Source organism: Amycolatopsis heterodermiae, assembly GCF_034929455.1.
In the GTDB taxonomy this organism is placed as follows: domain Bacteria; phylum Actinomycetota; class Actinomycetes; order Mycobacteriales; family Pseudonocardiaceae; genus Amycolatopsis; species Amycolatopsis heterodermiae.
Window position 1 is genome coordinate 155,188 of sequence record NZ_JAYFSI010000011.1, and the last position, 22,652, is coordinate 177,839.

The following is a 22,652-nucleotide window of genomic DNA, read 5'->3' on the forward strand; positions in this document are numbered from 1 at the left end:
GCTAGGACCAGGCGATCTTGAACACCCAGGCGAAGCGGCCGGACTGGCGCGCGGCCGCCGGGACGTCGATCACCAGGGAGCCGTTTTCCACGCTCCAGTGCAGGTTCCCGCGGTACCCCAGCAGCGTGACGCGGTCACCGGTGCGGATCGGGACCGGCGCGTCGACCACCAGCCTGCTGCCCGGCGCGGCGAGCGAGTGCACGTAGAACGCGTCGTTCTGCTTGACCGTGAACCGCAGGTCGCCCAGCTGCGCCATCCGTGACCAGTACGTCGTGCCGTAGATCGCCTCGCCGTTGACCTTCAGCCACGCGCCCGCGTCCCGCAGGTGCTGCTGCATGACCGCCGGGATCGTGCCGTCGTAGTCCGGGCCGATGTCGAGCAGGAAGTTGCCGTTCTTCGAGACGATGTCGACGAGCGTGCGGACGACCTCCTCGGCGGTCATGTACTTGTCGTCCGGCGTCGCGCGGTTGTAGCCGTAGGAGAACGGGTCGAGGCCGCGGCTCGCCTCCCACTTCGCCACCACCGTGTTCGGGTAGGTCGTGTACTCGGGCGTGGTGAAGTCGTGGTCCGGGATGCCGCCGCGGTCGTTGTAGGTGACGTCCTTGGGGTGCCGGCGGTTCTTCGCGTGGTTGAAGTACTCCGTCAGCACGGTCCGGCTGTCGTTGTCGCCGCCGATGTCGAACCACAGCACGTCCGGGTCGAACTCCGAGATCAGCTCGAGCACCTGCGGCGCCTGGTAGTCGCGGACGAAGTCCTTGCCCGCGGTGTACCCGGTGTAGGGCAGCGCCGCGCCGGTGTACGGGTTGCGCGGCGCGTGCCCCATCCACGGGTTGTCGGGGTTGAACCACTCCGGCAGCGAGAAGTACAGGCCGTTGCGCAGCTGCGGGGTGTACTTGCGCGAGGCGGCGAACAGCTCGGCGACGACGTTGCGCTTCGGGCCGAGCTTCACGGAGTTGCGGTCGCTGACCTTGGTGTCCCACAAGGCGAAACCGTCGTGGTGCTTCGACGTCAGGACGTAGTACTCGGCGCCCGCGTCCGCGATCAGCTTCAGCCAGGCGCGCGGGTCGAACTTCTTCGCGGTGAACATCGGGATGAAGTCGTCGTAGACGAAGTTCTCGCCGTACTTTTCCCGGTGGTAGGCGTAGGTCGCGCCGCTGGGGTCCTGCTGGTTCTGCCAGTACCACTCGGCGTACTGCTGCCCGACCGGCGCCCACGCCGGCACGGCGTACACGCCCCAGTGGATGAAGATGCCGAACTTGCTGTCGGTGAACCAGTACGGTGCCCGGTGGGTCGACAGCGAAGCGTCGGTGGGCCGGAAGTCCGGGATGCCGAGGGTGACCGGCACCTGCTGGGTGGCGAGGGTGCCGCGCCCGGCCGTGACGCGGAGCTGGCCGTTCGTGGTGGTGCCGGGCGGGACGGACGCGTTCGGCGCGAGGCCGAGCCGGACCGTCGCCTGCTCCCCCGGCGCGAGCGCGCGGATGGTCGCCGGGACCGTCGTGCGGCCGCCGGGGACGTCGAGGGTGACCGAGACGCGGTCGCGGGCGCCGAGCCAGACCGTGCCGGCGTTGACCACGGTCGCCTCGGCGGCCTGCGGACCGCCGTCGGTCAGCAGGTTCGCCGTCGAACGGCCGTCCAGCACCAGCGCCGACCGGCCGACGGCGACGGGCTGCAGGGTGAGCGCGAAGACGTGCAGGCTCGAGACGTTCGGCGCGGGTGCCGCGGTGGTCGGGAGCGTCAAGGCGACGGCGTCGCGGGCCGGGTCGACCCAGACCTGGCCGGTGGCCAGGGAAACCGGGTTGTTGTCGACGACCCCGCCGGGCGCGTAGCGGAACGGCGAGACGAGCGCGCCGCTGCCGGTGTACCAGTCGGGGCCGGACAGGGAGCCGGCGCTGGTGCTTCCATCGGCGTAGTGCACGGTCGCCGTGCCGCCGGTGGTGCCGTAGCTCGCGGCGACCAGGAAGTAGGCGACGAAGTAACGCCCCTTCGGCAGGTCGATCGTCTGGCCGGTGGCGACGACGTTGTTCTTCGCCCCGGCGGCCGCGGACCCGAGCCGGAACGGCACACCGCCGACGGTGGTGGTCTGCCCGGCCGGCAGCCCTTCGGCCGGGAAGGTGTAGCCGGAGCCGTCGAAGTCGCCGCCGGCGGCGGACGCGCTGTCGATGCCGTCGTTGGAGAACCACGTGTCGAGCGGGACCGGGACGGGCGGCGGGGGCGGGACGATCGGGGTGTCGGGCGTGTCGCCGGCGGCGTCGACGGGCACGGCGGCACCGGCGGGCGTCAGGCCGGCCGCACTCAGCGCCACGGCGGCTCCGGCGGCCAGGCCGAGGGCTTGACGGCGGGGGAAGGTCGTCACTGAACCTCCAGGGATCGGATGAGTACGGGCAGACTGGCCCCCCAGTGGGCCAATCTGTGGTCAGTGGAGCTGATTCATCCGATGACTGACCCTGCTCGTCCGCCTTCCCCGTGTCAAGAGGCTCGATCAAAGTGAACCGGGCTCGCGTACTGCGCGTATTCCTCAGTGACGAGCTGCAGCACTCGCACCAGAACCAGCCGGACCGAGAGGCCAGACCATGTCCACCCACCCGAGCGCGCTGAGCCGACGCGCGATCGCCATGCTCAAGGCGGTCGGCGAGGGCCGCGCGGAGCTCCGCTGCAGCTGCGAACCCGACCTCCGCGTCGACGGACTGTCGTGCTGCGACCAGAACACCGCCCACGACCTCGCCCGCGCCGGCCTGGTCCGCGCCGCCGTCGTGGTGGCGCCCGGCCAGTGGTCGCCCGCCGAGCTGACCGACGCCGGCCACCGCGCGCTGGGCGTCTTCCCCGCCGCCGCCTGACACGTTCCGTGAAGGCCACCTTGAGAGACTCTGAGTCCCTCAAGGTGGCCTTCACGGCTTTTCGGGGCGCGCCAGGAGAATTCCGGCCAATACGCTGAACCTCTCGGCGGTGGCAGCCGTGCTTGGGGTGAGGGCGTTCTCGCACACGCCCTCCGGGGTTGCCACGAAGCAACGATCCGGGCCAGCCTCCGCCTCGATCGGGACCGGGCACTCCGGCGAGCGGCCGTCGCGGCAACGGCCACCTCGCACGGACCCGCCCGGCATCCCCAGAATCCCGGGCGGGTCCGTCCCCCACTGTCCGGGATCTTGTCCGGTTTGCTCACCTGATCAGCGGTCCCCGACCCGGCGCGGGCGGGCGACCGTGGGGGCATGCGACGCTTCCTGGCCGTGAGCGCGGCCGTCCTGACGGGATTCGGCCTCCTCACCACGTCCGGCAGCGCGAACCCGGAAAGCGCTGTCCCGGTGCTCGCCCAGCACGCCGTCGGCGGCTGGACCGGCACCTGGGCCGCGGCACCCGCCTCCGGCGTGGCGAACACCCCGGACGGCTACCCCGGTTACTCGATCCGCAACGTCGTGCACACGAGCGTCGGCGGCGGCCGGGCCCGGATCCACCTCTCGAACGCCTTCGGCACCAGCGCCGTGACGTTCGGGCACGTCACCGTCGCGGTCCAGGCGAACGGCCCGGACGCCGTGCCCGGCACGCTGCGGTCGCTGACGTTCGGCGGCGCGGCGAGCGCCGTCGTGCCGAACGGCGCCGAGGTGCTGAGCGACCCGGTGAGCCTGCGGGTCCCCGCGGACGCGAACCTGCTCGTGACGACCTACGTGCCGACGAAGTCCGGGCCGGTCACCTACCACCCGGCCGCGTCGCAGACGTCGTACTTCACCCGCGCCGGCGACTTCACCGCCAGCGAGTCGGGCGCCCCCTACAACGAGCAGACATCGGTGTGGCACTACGTGTCCGGAGTGGACGTCCAGGGCAGCGCCGAGGCGACGGTGGTGACGCTGGGCGACTCGATCACCGACGGCGTCGGCTCGACCGCCGGGGCCAACCACCGCTGGCCGGACTACCTCGCCGACCGGCTGCACGGCCGTTTCGGCGTGCAGAACGCGGGCATCAGCGCCAACCGGCTCCTGCTGGACGTCCCGGGCAGCGGCGCGGGCCAGAACGCGCTGTCCCGCTTCGACCGCGACGTCCTCGGCGTCGGCGGCGTGCGGACGCTGATCGTGCTGGAAGGCATCAACGACATCCAGCAGGACCCGCACCAGACCGACCCGAACGCGATCACGTCGGCCTACCGCCAGCTGGTCGCGCAGGCCCACGCCCGCGGCATCCGCGTCCTGGGCGGCACGTTGACGCCGTTCAAGGGCTGGGCCGTCTACGACGCAACGCTGGAGGCCACCCGTACGGCGGTGAACCAGTTCATCCGCACGAGCGGGGTGTTCGACGCGGTGGTCGACTTCGACGCGGCGGTCCGCGACCCGGCCGACCCGCTGCGCATGCTGCCGGCCTACGACTCGGGCGACCACCTCCACCCAGGCGACGCGGGCTACGAGCGGATGGCGGCGGCGGTCCGGCTGGACCGGCTGTGATCACTCACGCGGGGTAAGGCCCGCACGACCGAACAGCAGCGTTGCCCAACACCCGGCGATGCCAGAACCCCAGAACCACCAACAACTCTGGCGCGGTGGGTCGGCGAACCAGCCAACCCGCCGCGCCAGTCGCGCGACCAGCCGTGATCACTCACGCGGGATGAAGATCACCGCCACCAGGCTCAGTACCGCCACTCCCACCAGATACAACGACACCGACAACGACGTCCCCGTCGAAGTCTGCAATGCCGTCGCGATCAGTGGTGCGAAGCCGCCGCCCAGAACCGCGCCCACCGCGTACGAGAAAGACGCGCCGCTGTAGCGATAACGCGGCTCGAACAGCTCCGCGAACAACGCCGACTGCGGCCCGTAAGTCGCGCCCAGGCCGATGTTCAGCACCACCACCGCGACGATCAGCCAGACCGCCTGGCGGGTGTCGACCAGCAGGAAGAACGGGATCGGCCAGACCACCAGCAGTACGGAACCCCAGAGGTACACCGGTTTTCGCCCGACGCGGTCGGACCACGCGGCCGTCACCAGGATGCTCACCAGCCACGTCACGCTGCCCACGATCACCACCACCAGCAGCGTGGTGCGGTCAATCTTCAGCACCGATGTGCCGTAGGACAACAGGTACGCCAGGAAGATGTAGCCGATCGCGGTGTTCGCGATGAAACTCCCCGACGCCACCAGCAGCGCCCGGGGACGCTCGCGGAAGACGTCGACCATCGGACGGCGGCTGCGTGCCGCCGATTCGCGCAGCACCGCGAACACCGGGCTCTCCTCGATCCGCAGCCGGATCACCAGGCCGACGCCGACCAGCAGGATGCTCAGCAGGAACGGCACCCGCCAGCCCCACGACGCGAACTGGGCGTCGGTCAGCGACTTGCCGAGGATGAAGAACACCAGCTGCGCGAGGATCAGCCCCGCCGGGACGCCGATCTGGGAGAACGCGCCGTACCGGCCGCGACGTCCTTCCGGCGCGTGTTCGACGGCCATCAGCGCCGCCCCACCCCACTCGCCGCCCGCGCTCAGGCCCTGCAGCAAGCGCAGCACCAGCAGCAGGATCGGCGCCCACACACCGATCGCGCTGTACGTCGGGAGCAGGCCGACACCGACCGTCGCCACGCCCATCAGGAGCAGGGACAGCACCAGCATCGCCTTGCGGCCGGCGCGGTCGCCGAAGTGACCCCACAGGATCCCGCCGACCGGGCGCGCCAGGAAGCCGACGCCGAGCGTCGCGAACGAGGCCAGCGTGCCGGACGCGGGCGAGAGCGTCGTGAAGAAGAGCTTGCCGAACACCAGCGCGGCCGCGGTGCTGTAGATGAAGTAGTCGTACCACTCGATCGTGGTCCCGATGGCGCTGGCCACGGCGACCCGCCGCAGCTGCCCGGGCGCGGTGGGCACCGCCTCCGTGCTCACGCGCCGGCCAATGCCGCCACCGGAACCAGGTCTTCGGCCAGCAGGTCCATCAGCAGCCCGTCGTGCCAGCTGCCGTCCGGACCGCGCTCGTAGGAGCGCATCGTGCCGACCGGCCGGAAGCCGAGGGCTTCGTAGAGCTTGATCGCGGCCTTGTTGTCCGCGGCCGGGTCGATCACCAGCCGGTGGTGCCCGCGCACCGTGAACAGGTGCTCGGCCAGCGCCCGGATGGCGTCCGAGCCGAGGCCGTGCCCCTGGAAGTCCGGGTGGACGGCGATGTCGATGCCGGCGTGCCGGTACTGCGGGTCGGCCTCTTCGAACGCCAGTTCGATACCCACGACGACGTCGTCGTGTTCGATCGCGTAGGTCGTGGTGCCCTCGTCGGGGTCCAAGAGGTAGGACACCTGGGCGGCCACCGGCTCCTCGGCGTCGGCCCACCAGCGGGCGACATCGGGATGCGACAGGATCTCCTCGAACCGGGCGGCGTCCGTGACTGCGGCGGGCCGCAGCCGGACACGGCTTCCGGTGATCAGGCCGGTCATCGGCCCAGTGTCGACCTCGGAAAGCCCGCTGTCGACCGCCGAAGGACCGGTAACGGACGTCCTGGCGCGCTTCGGGGGCCGTGTGGCCCCCGAAGCGTCGGCGAATCAGCTCACCAGGGGTTGTTGTCCTGCTCGTCCGGGTCGCTGCCCGGACGCCGGCCCGGCGGCGGTGAAGCCGGCGGGGTCGACGGGGTCGACGACGCCGGCGGGATCCCGGCGCCCCCGGCCGGGGCGGGCGGCACGGGCGGCGGGCCCGCGGCCGGCGGCGCAGCCGGGTCGTCGGGCTCGTCCGGGTCGGGGAACCGGCCGCGGAGCGAGTCGAGCAGGGCCGTGCGGGTGTCACGGTCCTCGTCGCCGAGGTTCTCGGCCATCACGCCGGCCACGCGCTCGGCGATGCCGGACTGCGCGCGGCGCATCGTGGTGAGGATCGCCCGCGACAGCTCCTCCAGCGGGAACGACTTGACTTTGTTCGAGAACGTCAGGTCGGTGACGGTGCCGTCCGCGCCGACGGTGACGCTGACCGCGCCGTCGCCGCTCGTGGCGGTCAGCCGCAGCCGTTCGGTCTCCGCCTGGGCCGCCTGGTAACGCTCGGCCTTCGCCGCGAACCCGGCCGCCCAGTCGTCCATCCGGCGGATCGCCTCGTCGGGGTCCCGGATCAGGTCCCCGAGCCCCGCGTTCGAGCCGTTGGGGCTCGTCATGCCTTCACCTTCGCTTCAGCCTCTCGCGGCGAAGCCGCGAGCTGGCGCTCGAACGGCTGCGCGTTGCCTTCCTCGCCGTCGCGATAGGACTGCGCGGCCGTCCGGACGTTGTCCGACAGCCCGGTCACACCCTCGATCGACGCCTTCAGCGTGTCCTGCGCCTGCTCACCCGTCGGCCGGATGATCGGCGGCAGGAACGCGCACAACAGCCCGTACGCGTGGTCCGACATCGCCGAATCCGACGCGGAGACCGCCGTGTTCAGCCGGTCCACCAGACCGTCGACGTGACTCGCGTGCGCGACCAGGTCATCCGAGTCGACCTCGAAGCCGCCCGCTGTCATGTACTCACTTCCAATCCTGGTTCTTCCAGTCGCCGATCACCGGCGGCGCCACGACCTGCTCGCCGTCGAAGAAGTTCGGGTCGTCGTTCTCGACGTAGTCGGCCGACTTGTGTTCCTTGTCGTCTTCCTTCTTACCGCCCTTGGCCCCGGCGCCCATGCCGCCCATACCCGGGGAGCCCGGCGCACCGGCCTTGCCCGCGCCGGCCGCGGCGTTGCGCGCCGCCAGCGCTTCGGCCTCCGCGGCCGCACCGGACGCGGCGCCGCCGCTCAGGTTGCCGGCCGCACCGCCGCGCAGGCCCGCACCGCCGGCCCCGGCCCCGCCGGTACCGCCGCCGATGCCGCCGAGGGACCCGCCCCCGCCGCCACCGCCGAGCCCGCCGAGGCGGCTCGCGATGCTCTCGCCGTTGATACCGCCGCCGCGGCCGATGGTCGGCATCTTGCCGACGCCGCTGCCGCCGATCCCGCCGGAGCCGCCGAGCCCGCCGGTGCCGGTGGGCAGCCCGGTGATCGGGTCGATGCCGGGCGGGGTGAAGCCGCCGATGCCACCCAGCCCGCCGCCGCCGCGGACGCCGCCGCTGCCGCCCGGGATGTCGGGCACGCTGAACGGCGGCGGGGTGAACCCGCTGCCGCCGCCCGTGCCCCCGCCACCGCCGCCGATGCCGGACGGCGAGAAGCCGGACGACGTCGTCGAGTCGTCGAAGCCCGGCACCGAGGAGCCCGGGATGCCGGCGCCGCTGAAGCTGCCGCCGCCGGGCGTGTTCGGCACGTCGAAGTTCGGCGGGGTGAAGCTCCCGCCGCCACCGCCGGAGCCACCCGCGCCGCTGCCGCCGCCACTGCCGCCGCCCGGGATGCCGCTGCCGGAGAAGCCGGAGCCACCGGCACCGGAGCCGCCGCCGGGGATGCCCGGGCCGCCGTACCCGCCGCTGCCGCCCGCCCCGCTGCCGCCGGCTCCGCCGCCGACCGGCTTTCCGGTGGCCGGGTCGATGGGCAGGCCGGTGGCCGGGTCGATCGGGAAGCCGGTGGCCGGGTCGATGGCGGGCGAGCCGTTGGCCGAGGCCGCCGGGAGCCGCGCCAGCGACGGGTCGGTGCTGCCGTTCGGGGCCAGCTGACCGTCCGCGAGGGTGCGGCCCGTCAGGCCCTGCGCCCCGTCGGCCGACGTGCGGGTACCCATGGTGCGGGCGCTCGCCGTCGCGGTCGGGAGCTTCGGCGGGGCCGGGAACTTCGGCGTCGCGACCGCGGCGCCGATGGTCTGGTCGTACTGGGTCATGATCTGCGCGGCGTGCTCGCGCGCGACCTGCTGGGCCCGGTAGGTCTGGATCGCCTCGCCGGCGGCCGACGCGTACTGCACCGGGTCGGTCATCGCCTGCAGCTTCTGGTTGGTGGCCTGCAGGTCGAACTGCACCGGCGGGTTCGCGGACATCTGCCGCTGCGTCTCGTTCAGCGCCTGCGAGTGGATCTCCTGCTGGCGGCCGGCCAGCGTCGCGCCCTGCGCGGTCGCGCCCAGCCACTTGCCGACCCCGGCGAGGTGCTCGCGGACGGCGTCACCGGCGTCACCCTGCCAGTTGCTCGTGCTCGCGGTGATCGAGTCGCCCAGGTTCTTCTGGTGCGTGCCGAGGTCGCTGCCGACCGACACCCACTCCTCCGACGTCTCCGCGACGGTGGCCGGGTTGGCGTCCAGCGTGATGGCGTCGATCATCTGCTCGTGGCTGGCGTTGTTCCACAGCATGTGCGGCGGTTCGCCGGTGTCACGCATGGACAGGCCCTCGTCGAGCCCGTTCTTCGCGCTGTCCAGGTGCTGCTGGTACAGCTCCTGGATCTTCTTGTCGCGCAGCACCGGGTCGACGGCCGGGCCGAGCCAGCCGGCCCGGATCTCGTCGTCGATCTGCTGGGTGGCCATCTCGCGGATCTCGTCGCCCGACGGCGTGTCGTCGGTCTTCAGCGGCCCGACGTAGTACTTCGACGACGAGTCCGCCGTCGGGTCGTACAGCGGGCTGCGGCGGTTGTAGTCCGGGGACGACGGGTCCGACACGGACTCGGCGGTGGCTGCCACGGTCTCCCTCAGCTCTGGTCGGCGGACGGGAGCGCGACGATCGTGGCCCGCGTCTCCTCTTCCCGTGACTGGTAGTTCTGCTTGGCCAGCTTGATGGCCTCGATGTAGGTCGGGAACTCCTGCCGCGCGGCCTGCAGCTGGGTGACCAGGCCGTGCTCGTCGGCCGCGGTGTTCACCATGTGGCCCGAGACCCACATGCCGACCGCGGTCCGGCTGAGCGCCGGCTTGTCGTTCAGCCGCTGCAACGCCGACCAGCGCGACTCCAGCGACTCGAGCACGCCTTCGAGCGACTCGATCAGCCGGTTGCCCGTGGTGTCGTCGACCGCGAAGCTGCCGCTCTGGGCGAGCCGCTTCAGCTGGGCGCCGGCGAGGCCGACGCGCAGCGCGGACATCGCCTGCAGCTGCGGGGTGTCCGCGGCCGCGAGCTGCTGGGTCGCTTGGAGCGCCTCAGTGGTCGCCGCCGTCGCGTCATCGGTCATCAGGAGGGTTCCTTCCCGGTCAGTAGACCGCAGCGATCGCGTCACGGATGGCGCGGGCCAGCTCGGCGCGGCCCGCGGGGACGTACTCGGCCGTCAGCTCGCCGGCGTCGCCGGTCCTGGTGCGCACGAGGTAGCGGCCGTCGGCGGTGTCGAGCCAGCTCAGCGGTTCGCCCGAGAGGCGCTCCCCGCGGCGGCTCTGCGCGGTGACGGCGATGTGGCCGCCGCCGAGGCGCGGCTCGGCGAGCACGCGCTCCAGCACGGCGACGTCGGACGGCGTCGGGGCCGGCGGGCGGCGGCCCGGCCGCACCACGGCCTTGACCTCGATCATGCCGAAGGCGTCGGTCTCTTCCTCTTCGAACTCCGCGTCGGCGCGCCGCTTGGCGGTCATCGCCGAGACCTCGCGGCCGGCGGCGCGGTGCACGACGTGGCGGCCGGTGGTCGCGGCGGGCGCCGGGGGCAGCACGCCGGTGACGACCTCCACCAGGTCCTCGTCCGCGAAGAGCGAGAACAGCAGCTCGTCGTTGTCCGGGGCCTGCGTGATGCCGAGCGCCTGCGCGCCGTCGGTGACCACGAGGACCGCGACGTCGGCGCCGAGGCCGTCGATCCCGGTCACCGCGACCGAGACGCGGGGCTCCGCGAGCAGCTCGAAAGCCGTGCGCACACCCGGGTGCAGCTCTCCCGAGACCGAAAGACGCCGCTCCTCGAGCGCGTCGTAGACCTGCCGGGCGACGTGCACGAACCGCACCGGGTCCGCCGGGAGGTGCCCGGCCCGCAGTGGGTACCGCCGGACGTCGCCACCGGTCGCCTGCCCGACCACCAGGGCTTCGACGACCTCGAGGACGAACTCGAACCTGTCCGCCATTTCCCCTCGCCCGATTCCACTCAGTAAAAGCTCAAGCGCCGAACATTCAAGACGTCAAACCTTCAAGCAAGTTCCCTTACGAAGAGTAGCAGTGCGGCTTGAGGGGGGTTCGGTGCCGCCACCCGGATGCCCGAAAGACCACGATCCCTGTCCCTGGCGGGCAAACGGCCCAGTGTGGCCGTGTCAGCCGGTCCGGTGGTTGTGCACGCGGAGCTGCAGGGTGACGAGATCCAGCAGGGGCACGGAAAGGCCCAGCTCACGGGCACGCGCGGTGAGATCGCCGAAGATCTGCTCCCCCTCGACCGGGTGACCGCCGAGAAGGTCGCGATAGAGCGAAGAACCACCCGTTCCGGGGTCGGAAACCGTTCGGCGTGTCGCCTCGAGATCCGCGGCGGGCACCGGGTGTCCGGCGGCCTCGGCGACGGCCGCGGCCTCCGCCACGACGGCCTCGGCGAACGCCGCGCCGCCGGGCACCGCGACGACGTCGCCGGTGGTGCCGCGCATCAGCGCGTTCACCCCGCCGATCGACGCGATGAACACCCACTTCGCCCACATGGCACCGGTGATCGCGTCGTCGCGGGCGGCCGGGAACCCGGCGCCGGTCAGCGCGGCGTCCACGTCGGACAGCCGCGGCGGGGCGGGTTCGGCACGGGCGCCGTAGGTCAGGTTCTGCAGGGGACCGAGACGTCGGATGTCCCCGTCGTCGTCCACCGTGGTCACGACCTTGGCCACGCCGCCGAGGACCGCGGCTTCGCCGAAGCGCGCGACGAGGGAATCGATGTGCGCCATTCCGTTCAGGAACGGCAGGACCAGCGTCTCCGTGCCGACCGCGGGCGCGAAATCGTCGATGGCGCCGGTCAGCGCGGTCGCCTTCACCGCGAGCAGCACGAGGTCGTAGGTTTCGTCCAGGGCCCCGGTTTCGACGATCGGCGGGTGCAGCACGGTCTCCTCGCCGAGCCCGACGATCCGCAGGCCGCGCGCCCGCAGCAGTTTCGCCCGCCCCGGCCGGACCAGGAACGTCACGTCCCGGGCCGCCTGCAGCAGCCGCCCGCCGAAGTACCCGCCGGTCGCACCGGCACCCACCACCAGGATCCGCAAGTCGTTCACGCGCTCGACGGTACGCCCGGCGGGTATCCGCCCGCCGCTGTCCCAGCCGCTGGTTCTCCTGTCTCCTCGGCCACAGCGTCCGCACAGCAAGACACAGCCAACCGACAGGTGGAATCCGCCGTCGAATCCGCGGCGCGGGGCGTTGACCAGGCATGGGAAGACCGATCCGGCGCCTGGGCCTCGCCGCCGCGCTCGCCGCGGCCCTGCTCGTCGCGGCCTGCGGGCAGGTGGTCGCGCCCGCCGCGCAGACCACGACGGCGACGTCGGATCCGCCCCAGGACACCGAGGTCGGGCCGCCGACCACCACTGCGGTCCCCTACCCCGACCTGTCCGGCGTCGCCGGAGGTGTCGCGGACGCCGTGGCGGCCGCTTCGCGCGGGACGGACGTCGGATTCGTCCTGTTCGACCGGGAATCCGGGAAGGAACTGGCCTCGCTCGACCGCGACACGCCGTACTACACCGCTTCGGTCGTGAAGCTGCTGATCGCCATCGACGAGGTGCGCGACACCGACGGTGACTGGGCGCTGCCGGACGCCGCGGACGTCGACGACCTGACCGACATGCTCTCGGGCAGCAACGACGCGATCGCCTCGGAACTGTGGGAACGCAACGGCGGCAACGAGATCGTCACCCGCACCGCGGCGCTGATCGGCCTCACGCACACGACCCCGCCGGCCGATCCCACCCAGTGGGGCATGGCGAAGACGAGCGCCGCCGACGTCGTCGCGACCTACGAGTTCCTCGAGGACACCGTGCCCGACGACGTCGCGCAGCCGCTGCTCACCGCGCTCGGCGACGCCCGGAACCCGGCCGACGACGGCTGGGACCAGTACTTCGGCATCCCGGACGGGCTACCGGGGACGTCGTGGCAGATCAAGCAGGGCTGGATGATCCTGCGCGACGCGCTGGTCCTGAACACCACCGGTGTCGTCAACAACCGCTACGTCGTCGTGCTGCTGACGCAGCAACCGCTGGTCAGCTCGGCGAAGGGCCGCGCCGCGGTGACCGCGGGGATCACGACACTCGCTCCCCTGCTGGCGCAGCTGAGCGCGACGTGACGCTGCGGGCGCGGTCGATGTCCGGGCCGCGGTAGAGCCGTTCCGGGATCCGGGCCAGCGTCGAGGGGTGGACCTGCGGGCCGAGGCCGTACAGCTTCTGGAAGCTCATGATCAGCGGCCGCCAGGCGTCCGGGTCGATGCGGTCGTCGCTGCCGGGCAGGCGGATGTCGTCGTGCACGAAGACCCGCTGCACGCGCACCTCGATCGCGACGATCCCGCCGCGCTGCCGCTCGTCGGCGTCCGCGACCGGGTGCACGGCCTCGACGACCGCCTCCATCGCGACCGGGCATTCGGCGACGCGCGGCGGCGCCACGGTCTCCGACGGCACCGGCGTCAGCCCGGCCCGCTCGAACTTCTCCGCGACGTGGAAGTACCCGCGCTTCCGCTTCCCGTCCGGCACGGGGTCCGAACCGGTGGTCATGGCGAGCCGGTCGACGTGCGCGGCGAGGGCGTCCGACGGCAGGTTGAGCACGCACTCGCGGGTGCGCAGGAGGTTGCGGGTGGTGTGCGAACGCGCGCTGAGCCCGAGCATCGCGCGCCAGCCGAGCCAGAACGCCGAGGACATCGGCGCGAGGTTGGCCGAGCCGTCCTCATTGGAGCTGGAGATCAGCACCACCGGGGTGCCGAAGTAGAGGATGCCGGGCTCGATGGCCGAGTGCGCAAGGGTTTCCGTCTTCACGTCACCCATCGTCGCCCGGCACCCGCCCCCCTTGCTGGCGGGAATCGGCCGTCGCGATCACCGGTCCGTGAAGGCCACATCGAGGGACTCTGAGTCCCTCGATGTGGCCTTCACGGACATCAGGAACCGGCGGCCTGGGTGAGCGCGCGGCGGGTCAGGACGCGGGCCAGGTGACGGCGGTACTCCGCGGTCGCGTGGGGCTCGTCCGGCGGGTTCGTGCCCTCGGCCGCCAGGGCCGCCGCGTCCGCGATGGACGCGCCCGACGCCAGCGCCTCCTCGGTGGCCGACGCGCGCAGCGGGACGCCGGCCATGTTGACCAGGCCCACCTTGCCGCCGACCACGGCCACGCCGACCATCGCCCAGTCCAGCGCGCGGCGGGTGAACTTCTCGAAGCCCCAGCCGAGCCCGGCCTGGCCGGGCAGCCGGATCTCGGTCAGCAGCTCGTCCGGCTCCAAGGGCGTCGTGAACGGGCCGAGGAAGAACTCGGACGCCGGGATGCGCCGCTCGCCGGACGGGCCGCGCGCCACCAGCACGGCGTCCGACGCCAGGATCGCCGCCGGGAGGTCGGCCGCGGCGTCGGCGTGCACCAGGGAGCCGCCGAGGGTGCCGCGGTGGCGGACCTGGCGGTCGCCCACCTCCCCCGACGCGTGCGCCAGCAGCGGCGCGTGCTCCCGCAGCACGGGATCCTGCTCCAGGTCGCTGTAGCGGGTGAGGGCGCCGATGACGACCTCGTCGCCGTCCAGCCGGACGTAGCGCAGCTCGTCGACCGGGCCGATGTCCACCAGGTACTCCGGCGCGGCCAGCCGCAGCTTCATCAGCGGCAGCAGGGAATGGCCGCCGGCGAGCACCTTCGCGTCGTCGCCGTGCTCGGCCAGCCGCGCCAGCGCCTCGTCCACTGTGGACACCCGCTCGTAGCGGAACTCGGCGGGGATCACCGGTCCACCTCCTGCCCCGAAGCGTCCATCACGGAGCTGACGATGTTGTGGTAACCCGTGCAGCGGCACAGGTTTCCTTCCAGCCCGGTCCGGACCTCTTCACGCGTCGGCTTCGGGTTGTCCGCGAGCAGCGAGACCGACGCCATGATCATGCCCGGGGTGCAGAACCCGCACTGCAGGCCGTGCTGCTCCCGGAACGCCCGCTGCACCGGGTGCAGCTCACCGTCGGGACCGGACAGCCCTTCGACGGTGGTGACGGCGTGGCCGTCGGCCTGCGCGGCCAGCACCGTGCACGACTTGACCGACTCGCCGTCCAGCAGCACCGTGCAGGCGCCGCACGACGTCGTGTCGCAGCCGACGTTCGTGCCGGTGAACCCGGCCGTGTCACGCAGGAAGTGCACGAGCAGCGTGCGGTCCGGCACCTCCTCGGCCACCGGCCGCCCGTTGACCTCGATCGAGACCTTCACCGCTGGTTCTCCTTGTTCGCTGTGACAACCGTGGCTTCGCCCCGGGCCGGGGGCTCCGCCACCCGGAACCCCCGAAACGCCGCTTCTTCGAGTGCCGCCCAGACCCGGATCGGGGTGGTGGGCATGTCCAGGTGCACCACACCGCGGGCGGCCAGCGCGTCGACCACGGCGTTGTGCACCGCCGGGGTCGAGCCGATGGTCGCCGCCTCGCCGATCCCCTTGACCCCCAGCAGGTTCCGGTCGGTCGGGGTGGCCATGTCGACCAGCTCGAAGTCCGGCAGCTCGACGGCCGTGATGAACGAGTAGTCCGCCAGCGTCGCGGTGGTCGGGTTGGCGTCGTCGTCGTAGGTGACGACCTCCATCAGCGCCTGCGCGGCGCCCTGGCCGAGGCCGCCGTGCCGCTGGCCGCGGAAGGTCAGCGGGTTGACGATCGGGCCGGCGTCGTCGACGGCGATGATCCGCCGCAGCACCACCTTGCCGGTCTCGGTGTCGACCTCGACGACCGCGAGGTGCGCGCCGAACGGGAACGTCGGCTTGCCGCCGCCGAACCAGACGTCCGCGGTGAGCTTGCCGTCACCGGCGGTTTCGGCGACCTGGGCCCAGCTGAGCGTGGTGCTCGACGGCGCGCCGCGGACCTGCCAGACGCCGCTCTCCAGGTCCAGCTCGAGGTCGTCCGGCGACGCCTCCAGCAGCTCGGCCGCCAGCTCACGCGCCTGCGCGATCACCTCCTCGGCCGCCTGGCGGATCGCCGAGCCGCCCAGCTGCAGCGACCGCGAGCCGAACGTTCCGACGGCCTTCGGGACCTCGTCGGTGTCGCCGTGGCGGACGGTGATCTTCTCCAGCGGCACCCCGAGCTGGTCCGAAAGCAGCATCGCCAGGGACGTCCCGAGGCCCTGCCCGTGGGGCGAGCTGCCGGTCCAGGCGACGACCGTGCCGTCCGGGTGGATGTCGACGCGGCCGCTCTCGCCGCCGGCGTCACCGCCGGTGATCTCGACGTACGCGGCGAGCCCGAGGCCCAGCTCGATCGGATCGCCGGCCTCGCGCCGCCGTCGCTGTTCGGCGCGCAGTTCGGCGTAACCACCGGTTTCGAGGACCTTGTCCAGCGCCGCGGCGTACTCCCCCGTGTCGTAGGACGCGCCGGTCGGCGTCTGGTACGGGAACTCCTCGGGCCGGATGAAGTTGACCCGGCGGACCTCGGCCGGGTCGGCCCCGATTTCCGTGGCGAACACGTCCATGGCCCGCTCGAGCGCGGCCGTCGCCTCCGGGCGGCCCGCGCCGCGGTAGGCCGCGATCGGCGTGGTGTTGGTGACGACGGCGCGGCTGCGCGTCTCGACCACCGGGAACCGGTAGACGCCGACGGCCATCAGCTCGGTGAGCGTCGGCAGGAACAGCGTCCGCGGGTAGGCACCGGCGTCCTGGACGACGTCGAGGCGGTACGCGAGGACCGTGCCGTCCCGCTTCCCGCCGATGGTCACGGTGTTCTGCTGCGCGCGCCCGTGCGTCATCGACGTCAGGTTCTCGCTGCGCGTCTCGATCCAGCGCACCGCCCGGCCCAGCCGCTTGGCCGCCCAGCCGAGCACGGTCGCTTCCGGGTCCGCGCCGATCTTCGCGCCGAAACCGCCGCCGACGTCCGGGGCGATGACGCGCACCGACTCCTCGCCGACGCCGAGGGTGGCGGCCAGTTGCGTCCGGGCGATCTGGGCGTTCTGCGTGGACAGCCACGCGGTGAGCCTGCCGTCCTCGCCCCACGCGCACGACGCGCCGCGGACCTCCAGCGGCGCGGGCGCGACCCGCTGGTTGACGATCGTCTGCGAGACGACCACGTCGCAGCCCTCGAAGATCGAGTCGTCGAACTCCTCGGCCCCGTGGACCTGCATGACGTTGCTGCCCGTTTCCGGGTACAGCAGCGTTTCGCCGGCCAGCGCGGTGTCGATGCTCGCGACCGCGTCCAGCGGGTCGTAGTCGATGTCGACCAGCTCGGCGGCGTCGGCCAGCTGGTAACGCTCCTCGGTGAGGACGAGCGCGACGGGTTCGCCGACGTACCGGACGATTCCGTCGGCCAGCCACGGTTCCTTCACCGGCCCGGCCGCGCGCGCGTCGAGCCCGAGGTCCGCGGCGGTGTACACGCCGAGCACCCCCGGGGCTTCGAGCGCGCCGCTGACGTCGATGCCCTCGATCCGCGCGTGCGCGATGGGACTGCGCACGAACACCGCGTGTGCGGCTCCGGAAAGCGCTTCCTCCCGCAGATCGTCGACGTAGGTCCCGCCCGCGGTGATCAGGTTCTGATCCTCCTGGCGGACCACCCTGGTCCCGACAATGCTCATCTGGTCTCCCGCTCAGCCGATACCCGCCCGATCATGCCCTCTCCGGCGGCCCGGCGTCACGCCGAGAAGGCCTGCCAACCCAGGACGACCGCCAGCACGAGCCCCGCGACGCCGATGCCGATCCGCAGCGGCGTCGCGGGCAGGTGCCGCACGAGGGTCGCGCCGAGCCACGCCCCGGCCAGGGAGCCGAGGCAGACGGCCAGCGCCGCCGTCCAGACGACCTTGCCGGTCACCGAGAACACGATCGCCGCCAGGAGGTTCGACGAGCCGGTGACCAGGTTCTTCGCCGCGTTCGTCCGGGCGAGGGGCTGGCTCCACACCGAGACCAGCAGCGCGAGCATGAGCACGCCCGCCGCGGCGCCGAAGTACCCGCCGTAGACGCCGACGAGGAAGGCGAGCACGCCGGTGACCGGGCTCAGGCCGTGGTGCTCGGCGCCTTCGGCCAGCCGGCGCAGCCGCGGGCCCGCCATCAGCACCACCGACGCCCCGCCGATCAGCCACGGCACGATGACGGTGAACGCTCCCGCCGGCGTCACCAGCAGCACCACCCCGCCGACCGCGCCACCGACGGTGGTGATGACGCAGAGCGGGACGATCCGGGCGCGCTGCCCGGCGAGCTCCGGCCGGGCCCCGGCGGCGCCGCCGGCGGTGGTGCCGAGCATCGCGACGGTGTTGGTCACGTTCGCGACGACGGGCGGCAGCCCGGCGGCGAGCAGCGCGGGGTAGGACACGAGCGACGCAAGCCCGGCCGTCGCCCCGGTCAGCCCGGCACCGACCCCGGCGAGCACGAGCAGGAGCAGCACACCGGGGTCCGTGATCACGTTGTCATCCCAGCACGGCCGGGCCCGCCCCCGGCGGTGAGCTTGCTCCCACCGGTCAAGTCCGTGAAGGCCACATTCCGGGACTCTGAGTCCCTCGAGGTGGCCTTCACGGACTTTCCAGGTCGGCGGCGGGTATAGGTTGTTATACGAATTAGCCGGGTGTTGTCCGAAACCGGACGAGTTCGGCCGCCGGGGTTGCCGACGCCGCCGCAGTCGTCCCAGAATCGCCGCGATGACAAGGTTGTCAGCGAGTGGAGGCCGGACATGGGCGAGCTGAACCGGCGACGGGCACTGGGCCTGCTGGGTGCGGGCGGTGCGGCGGCGATGCTGGCGTCCGGGCTGCTGCCGGGCGTCGCCGCGGCGGCCGGGGCGCCGAAGAGCGGGCCGCCGGACGCCGTCGCCGCGACCTACCTGCGGGTCCTGCTCCGGCACACCCGCTGGGCCGAGTCGCAGTTCGACAAGACGGCCGGGATCTACCCGGCCAAGGACTTCACCTTCGCCGTCGTCCTCGGCAACGCCCTGCTGCTGACCCGCGACGGTTACGACGCCACCGTCGCCGGGGTCGACCAGGCCACCCTGAAGACCCACACACTGGCCACGATCAAGCACTTCGCGGCGTCGAACCTGCTCACCGGCGGCACCGAGTGGGGCCGGAAGCTGTTCTTCGACACCACCTTCCAGTCGTACTTCCTGCTCGCCGCCCGTCTGCTGTGGACGGACCTGGACGCGGCCACGCAGGCGAACGTCGAGCGCATCGCCACCGAACAGGCCGCCTACACCACGGCGCTGGGCACGAAGGACGACCCGGCGTCCGGCGACTGGACGCCCAACGGCCTGCTCGGCGGCCACGTCGGCGACACGAAGCTCGAAGAGATGGGTGTCTACGCCCAGTCGCTCGCCCCCGCCCTCGCCTGGGCGCCCGGCGATCCCCGCGCCGCCGCGTGGCGGGACGCCTTCGGGACGTGGAGCCGCAACGAGGGCGGGCTGCCCGCCGCCGACCTCGCGAACCCGCGGCTCGTCGACGGCCGGCCGATCAGCGCCAACACCGCGACCAACCTGTACGACACGTTCCTCGTCGAGAACCACGGCTCCTTCGGCCCGCACTACCAGGAAGAACTCTGGCGCACGTCCGGCCGCAACTCGATGCACTTCCTGCTCGCCGGGAAGCCGCTGCCCGAGGTGCTCACCGCGCAGCCGAACGGTGAGCTGCTCTGGCGCACCATGCTGCTGATGACCAGTGACGCCGGCGAGCCGCTGATGCCGATGGTCGCCGACCGCGAGCACCTCTACGGCCGCGACGTCATCCCGCTGGCCTTCCGCGCGCAGGTCCTCGGCGACCGCTACGCCGCCCGCGCCGAGGCCGACCTGGCCGCCCGGCTCGAGCCGTACCAGGCCTACGCGCCCGCCGACCGGATCACGAAGTTCTCCGGCGAGCCCAAGTACGAGCCGGAGGCGCGGGCCGAGGTCGCCATCAGCTACCTGCTGCACGAGTGGCGGGCCGCGCACGGCGGCGCGGTCGTCCCGGTGAGCGGCCAGGAGTTCGACGCGCACGCCGCCGGGGTCGCCGACTTCGGCGCCGGGCCGGGGCTGCTCGCCCACCGCTCCCCCGCCGCCTGGGCCGCGACGGTCAGCAAGGCCGGCTTCGTGAAGTTCGCCTGGCAGCCCCACCACGACGACTGGCTGTTCGCGCTCGGCGGCGCGACCCCGATGCTGCTGCCCGCGTCGAACCTCGCCGTCCGCGAACGCCACGCCCAGGTCTACACCCGCGTCCGCGACGGCTTCGACGGCACGTTCGGCGTGCTGCGGTTCGACACCGGGTACGCCGCCCTCGCCACCCTGCCCACCGGTACCGCGGTGTACGCGAGCACCGGCGTGGCCGCCGGCGAAGGCGCGTTCACCGTCTACAACCTCGTCATGCCCGGTGTTCCCGGGCTCGACGGCGACCGCACCTACACGGCCGCCGAGGGCAAGGTGACGGTCTCCGCGCAGGACGCGCCGACCGGCGCCCGCACCGACGACCTGACCTTCACCCCGGTCACCACCCGCTTCGTCCGCATGCTCGGCGTCCGCCCGGATCCGGCGTACGGCTATTCGCTGTTCGCGTTCGAGGTCCACAACGGCACCGGTCCGGACCTTGCCCTCACCGGGACGGCGTCGGCGTCTTCGGCCACCGCGGGCAAGGAGGCGAAGTACGCCAACGACGGCAACGCGACCACGCGCTGGGCGGTGTCCACATCGGACCGGCCGCGCGTGGACAGCTGGCTCGCGGTCGACCTCGGCGCGGCGAAGACGTTCGACCGCGTCCACCTGAGCTGGGAGGCGGCCGCCGGGCGCGCGTACCGGATCGAGACGTCTCCCGACGGCGCCGCCTGGACACCGGTGGCGAGCTACCCCATGCCCGCGCTGAGCAGCACTCACGGCTGGCTCGACGTCGACGGCCGGGCCGGGCTGGTCGTGTCCGGGACGAACCCGATCACCGTCGTCGGCAACAGCGTCACGCTTTCCGACGGCCCGGCCGCACCGCTGCTGGCCGAGCTGTACGCCGGCACCGAGGGCCTGGCGAAGCTGGCCGGACGCGCTCGTGCGACCACCACCGCGACCGCGGTGCGCGCGAGCGTCACCGACGGATTCCTCGTGCTGGCCAACCTTTCCGCGGCCGCGGCGTCCGGGACGGCGAACCTCCCGCAGGACCGGTCCGCGCTCGAGCTGTACCGCGGCGAGCAGGCCGTCACCGCGACGGGCAGCGCTTACCGGTTCACCCTCGCCGCCGCCGAGGGCCGGATCGAACCGCCGCGGTTCACCCTGCGCGGCACGTTCGGCCGGGCGGTTCCGACGGGACTGAAGGCGGTCGTGCGCGACGCCGGGCGCGTCGACCTCACCGCGGCGCCCGGCCTCCCGGTCATGATCACGGTCGAACCGGACGGCGGCCACGCCCGGCCCGTGCTGCTGATCCCGGGCCTGACCGTGCCCGTCCTCGTCCCGGAGGTCCGGCCCTACCCGCTGGCAGACCTCGCGCTCGGCGCCGTCACGTTCCCGGCGGAACCCCTGCCGCCGGGCATGTCCAGCCCGGCGGCCGCGGTCGACGACGACCCGGCGACGGCGTGGCGGCCGGGGCCGGGCGGGCGCCTGGTCGTCGATCTCGGTGCGGTACGGCCGGTTTCCGCGGCCGAACTCGGCTGGACGTCCGGCCGGGTCCCGGCCTGCGCCGTCGAAACCAGCACCGACGGCGTCACCTACACGACCGCCGCCAGGCCGGCCCGGAACCGCACGGCGAGCGTCGCCGTCACCGGTCAGGTTCGGTACCTCGCGGTACGCACTCTCGACTGGCGAAGCGGCGACGCGAGCCTCACGCGGCTGTCCGTCCGGACTTGATCGATTTCGCGTGGCCCACAAGGCCGCCGGGGCGAGTACCTTGGCACCACACGAGGCACCCGCCGGGAGGTCGCATGCGCGTCACGATCGCCGAGGTCGCCCGCCGCGCGCGGGTGAGCAAGACGACCGTGTCGAGAGTGCTCAACAACAAGGCCGATGTGGACGCCGCGACCGCGATCCGGGTGCGCGAGGTGATCGCGGCGACCGGCTACATCCCCAGCGCCGGCGCGGTCGGGCTGGCGCGCGGGGTGACCCGCACGGTCGGGATGCTGGTGCCGGGGCTGACCTGGCCGTGGATGGGCGAGGTGCTGCAGGGCGTCGCCGACGTCGTGGAGTCGAAGGGGTACGGCCTGCTGCTGTCCACGGCGAACCGCGGCGCCGACTCGCTCGAGGAGTTCTCGCGGCAGGTGTCGGCGAAGGCGTTCGACGGGCTGCTGCTCGTCGAACCGCCGGACGCCGTGCGCCACCTGCGGGTGCTGCACGACTCCGGGCTGCCGGTCGTGGTGATCGACGACCGCGGCCGCCGTCCCTCGTTCCCGTCGGTGGGCACCAGCAACCGGCAGGGCGGCGCGGACGCGGCCCGCCACCTCCTCGAAACCGGCCGCACCCGGTTCGCCACGGTGACCGGGCCCCGCGACTTCGGCTGCACGAGCGACCGGCTCAACGGCTTCCGCGACGCCATCCTCGAAGCCGGTTCCACCCTCGACCCGCGGCTGATCATCGAAGGCGACTTCACGAGCGAAAGCGGCGAGGCCGCGATCCTGCAGCTGCTCGAGACCGGGCCGGAGTTCGACGCGGTGTTCGCGCACAACGACCTCACGGCCGCCGGCGTGCTGTCCGGGCTGCGCAAGGCCGGGAAGACGGTCCCGGCCGACGTCGCGGTGATCGGGTTCGACGACATCCCGCTCGCCGCGCACACCCAGCCCCCGCTGACGACGGTCCGCCAGCCGTTGCGGCAGATGGGCGAGACGGCGGCCCGGCAGCTGCTCGCGCAGCTCGCCGGGGCGCCGTCTCCGAGTGCCCCGCTGGTGGTGCCGACGACCCTGGTGATCCGGGAGTCGACGGCCCGGTAGT

At 72.6% G+C, this 22,652-nt stretch carries 19 protein-coding genes; 5 read left to right on the forward strand and 14 right to left on the reverse strand.

The annotated features are described in order from the left end of the window. Position 1: 1 nt before the first annotated feature. Positions 2 to 2,353 (reverse strand): alpha-L-fucosidase, encoded by a 2,352-nt coding sequence (locus VA596_RS36545; RefSeq protein WP_323333347.1) that lies wholly within the window; start codon positions 2,351 to 2,353, stop codon positions 2 to 4. 217 nt (positions 2,354 to 2,570) lie between these two features. Here VA596_RS36545 and VA596_RS36550 point away from each other — a divergent pair, with 217 nt between their 5' ends. Beyond that, positions 2,571 to 2,834, forward strand: coding sequence for a hypothetical protein (locus tag VA596_RS36550; RefSeq protein ID WP_323333349.1), 264 nt, complete (start codon positions 2,571 to 2,573; stop codon positions 2,832 to 2,834). A gap of 369 nt (positions 2,835 to 3,203) precedes the next feature. After that, entirely contained in the window at positions 3,204 to 4,424 is a 1,221-nt protein-coding gene (locus VA596_RS36555; RefSeq protein WP_323333351.1) for an SGNH/GDSL hydrolase family protein, read from the forward strand. 147 nt (positions 4,425 to 4,571) lie between these two features. On the opposite strand, the gene VA596_RS36560 is transcribed toward VA596_RS36555, so the two are convergent. The 8 genes from VA596_RS36560 to VA596_RS36595 form a co-directional block, all read right to left on the reverse strand. After that, a complete protein-coding gene (locus VA596_RS36560; protein ID WP_323333353.1) occupies positions 4,572 to 5,846 on the reverse strand; it encodes an MFS transporter in 1,275 nt (424 codons plus the stop codon). Further along, positions 5,843 to 6,385 carry a GNAT family N-acetyltransferase gene (locus VA596_RS36565; RefSeq protein ID WP_323333355.1) on the reverse strand — a complete coding sequence of 181 codons (543 nt, stop codon included), beginning with the start codon at positions 6,383 to 6,385 and terminating at the stop codon, positions 5,843 to 5,845. The genes VA596_RS36560 and VA596_RS36565 overlap by 4 nt, the downstream gene beginning before the upstream one ends. A gap of 110 nt (positions 6,386 to 6,495) precedes the next feature. Next, positions 6,496 to 7,083, reverse strand: coding sequence for a YbaB/EbfC family nucleoid-associated protein (locus VA596_RS36570; RefSeq protein ID WP_323333356.1), 588 nt, complete (start codon positions 7,081 to 7,083; stop codon positions 6,496 to 6,498). Beyond that, positions 7,080 to 7,424: a type VII secretion target gene (locus VA596_RS36575; protein ID WP_323333358.1), complete on the reverse strand. Its 345-nt coding sequence runs from the start codon at positions 7,422 to 7,424 to the stop codon at positions 7,080 to 7,082. Before VA596_RS36575 ends, VA596_RS36570 begins: the two co-directional genes overlap by 4 nt. Positions 7,425 to 7,428: 4 nt before the next feature. After that, on the reverse strand, positions 7,429 to 9,474 hold the full coding sequence (locus tag VA596_RS36580) for a hypothetical protein (RefSeq protein WP_323333360.1): 2,046 nt from the start codon (positions 9,472 to 9,474) through the stop codon (positions 7,429 to 7,431). Positions 9,475 to 9,482: 8 nt separating this feature from the next. Next, complete coding sequence (locus VA596_RS36585) at positions 9,483 to 9,953, reverse strand: hypothetical protein (protein WP_323333362.1); 471 nt, start codon at positions 9,951 to 9,953, stop codon at positions 9,483 to 9,485. 19 nt (positions 9,954 to 9,972) lie between these two features. Next, positions 9,973 to 10,815, reverse strand: coding sequence for an ESX secretion-associated protein EspG (locus tag VA596_RS36590; protein WP_323333364.1), 843 nt, complete (start codon positions 10,813 to 10,815; stop codon positions 9,973 to 9,975). A gap of 183 nt (positions 10,816 to 10,998) precedes the next feature. After that, the gene (locus VA596_RS36595) at positions 10,999 to 11,922 is read right to left on the reverse strand and encodes a ketopantoate reductase family protein (protein ID WP_323333365.1); all 924 of its coding nucleotides are present in this window, start codon (positions 11,920 to 11,922) and stop codon (positions 10,999 to 11,001) included. 152 nt (positions 11,923 to 12,074) lie between these two features. On the opposite strand from VA596_RS36595, the gene VA596_RS36600 reads away from it, so the two are divergent. Next, positions 12,075 to 12,980, forward strand: a complete 906-nt coding sequence (locus VA596_RS36600; RefSeq protein ID WP_323333366.1) for a serine hydrolase — start codon at positions 12,075 to 12,077, stop codon at positions 12,978 to 12,980. On the opposite strand, the gene VA596_RS36605 is transcribed toward VA596_RS36600, so the two are convergent. From VA596_RS36605 to VA596_RS36625, 5 genes are all read right to left on the reverse strand, one after another. Further along, positions 12,937 to 13,659: a flavin reductase family protein gene (locus VA596_RS36605; RefSeq protein ID WP_323333367.1), complete on the reverse strand. Its 723-nt coding sequence runs from the start codon at positions 13,657 to 13,659 to the stop codon at positions 12,937 to 12,939. The two genes, VA596_RS36600 and VA596_RS36605, sit on opposite strands and share 44 nt — an antisense overlap. A 119-nt stretch (positions 13,660 to 13,778) precedes the next feature. Then, positions 13,779 to 14,594, reverse strand: a complete 816-nt coding sequence (locus tag VA596_RS36610; protein WP_323333368.1) for an FAD binding domain-containing protein — start codon at positions 14,592 to 14,594, stop codon at positions 13,779 to 13,781. Continuing rightward, positions 14,591 to 15,061, reverse strand: coding sequence for a (2Fe-2S)-binding protein (locus tag VA596_RS36615; RefSeq protein WP_323333370.1), 471 nt, complete (start codon positions 15,059 to 15,061; stop codon positions 14,591 to 14,593). Before VA596_RS36615 ends, VA596_RS36610 begins: the two co-directional genes overlap by 4 nt. After that, positions 15,058 to 17,385, reverse strand: coding sequence for a xanthine dehydrogenase family protein molybdopterin-binding subunit (locus tag VA596_RS36620; protein WP_323333372.1), 2,328 nt, complete (start codon positions 17,383 to 17,385; stop codon positions 15,058 to 15,060). Before VA596_RS36620 ends, VA596_RS36615 begins: the two co-directional genes overlap by 4 nt. Before the next feature lie 56 nt (positions 17,386 to 17,441). Beyond that, positions 17,442 to 18,206 (reverse strand): sulfite exporter TauE/SafE family protein, encoded by a 765-nt coding sequence (locus VA596_RS36625; RefSeq protein ID WP_323333373.1) that lies wholly within the window; start codon positions 18,204 to 18,206, stop codon positions 17,442 to 17,444. Between the two features lie 264 nt (positions 18,207 to 18,470). Here VA596_RS36625 and VA596_RS36630 point away from each other — a divergent pair, with 264 nt between their 5' ends. Then, on the forward strand, positions 18,471 to 21,578 hold the full coding sequence (locus VA596_RS36630) for a discoidin domain-containing protein (protein WP_323333375.1): 3,108 nt from the start codon (positions 18,471 to 18,473) through the stop codon (positions 21,576 to 21,578). Positions 21,579 to 21,652: 74 nt separating this feature from the next. Further along, positions 21,653 to 22,651 (forward strand): LacI family DNA-binding transcriptional regulator, encoded by a 999-nt coding sequence (locus tag VA596_RS36635; protein ID WP_323333377.1) that lies wholly within the window; start codon positions 21,653 to 21,655, stop codon positions 22,649 to 22,651. Position 22,652 lies beyond the last annotated feature (1 nt).

What these genes read in the sequence shown, in the direction of transcription:
- VA596_RS36620 (WP_323333372.1), bottom strand. Translation starts at nt 17,385, where the DNA reads ATGAGCATTGTCGGGACCAGGGTGGTCCGCCAGGAGGATCAGAACCTG.
- VA596_RS36575 (WP_323333358.1), bottom strand. Translation starts at nt 7,424, where the DNA reads ATGACAGCGGGCGGCTTCGAGGTCGACTCGGATGACCTGGTCGCGCAC.
- VA596_RS36630 (WP_323333375.1), top strand. Translation starts at nt 18,471, where the DNA reads ATGGGCGAGCTGAACCGGCGACGGGCACTGGGCCTGCTGGGTGCGGGC.
- VA596_RS36550 (WP_323333349.1), top strand. Translation starts at nt 2,571, where the DNA reads ATGTCCACCCACCCGAGCGCGCTGAGCCGACGCGCGATCGCCATGCTC.
- VA596_RS36570 (WP_323333356.1), bottom strand. Translation starts at nt 7,083, where the DNA reads ATGACGAGCCCCAACGGCTCGAACGCGGGGCTCGGGGACCTGATCCGG.
- VA596_RS36555 (WP_323333351.1), top strand. Translation starts at nt 3,204, where the DNA reads ATGCGACGCTTCCTGGCCGTGAGCGCGGCCGTCCTGACGGGATTCGGC.
- VA596_RS36565 (WP_323333355.1), bottom strand. Translation starts at nt 6,385, where the DNA reads ATGACCGGCCTGATCACCGGAAGCCGTGTCCGGCTGCGGCCCGCCGCA.
- VA596_RS36590 (WP_323333364.1), bottom strand. Translation starts at nt 10,815, where the DNA reads ATGGCGGACAGGTTCGAGTTCGTCCTCGAGGTCGTCGAAGCCCTGGTG.
- VA596_RS36600 (WP_323333366.1), top strand. Translation starts at nt 12,075, where the DNA reads ATGGGAAGACCGATCCGGCGCCTGGGCCTCGCCGCCGCGCTCGCCGCG.
- VA596_RS36635 (WP_323333377.1), top strand. Translation starts at nt 21,653, where the DNA reads ATGCGCGTCACGATCGCCGAGGTCGCCCGCCGCGCGCGGGTGAGCAAG.
- VA596_RS36585 (WP_323333362.1), bottom strand. Translation starts at nt 9,953, where the DNA reads ATGACCGATGACGCGACGGCGGCGACCACTGAGGCGCTCCAAGCGACC.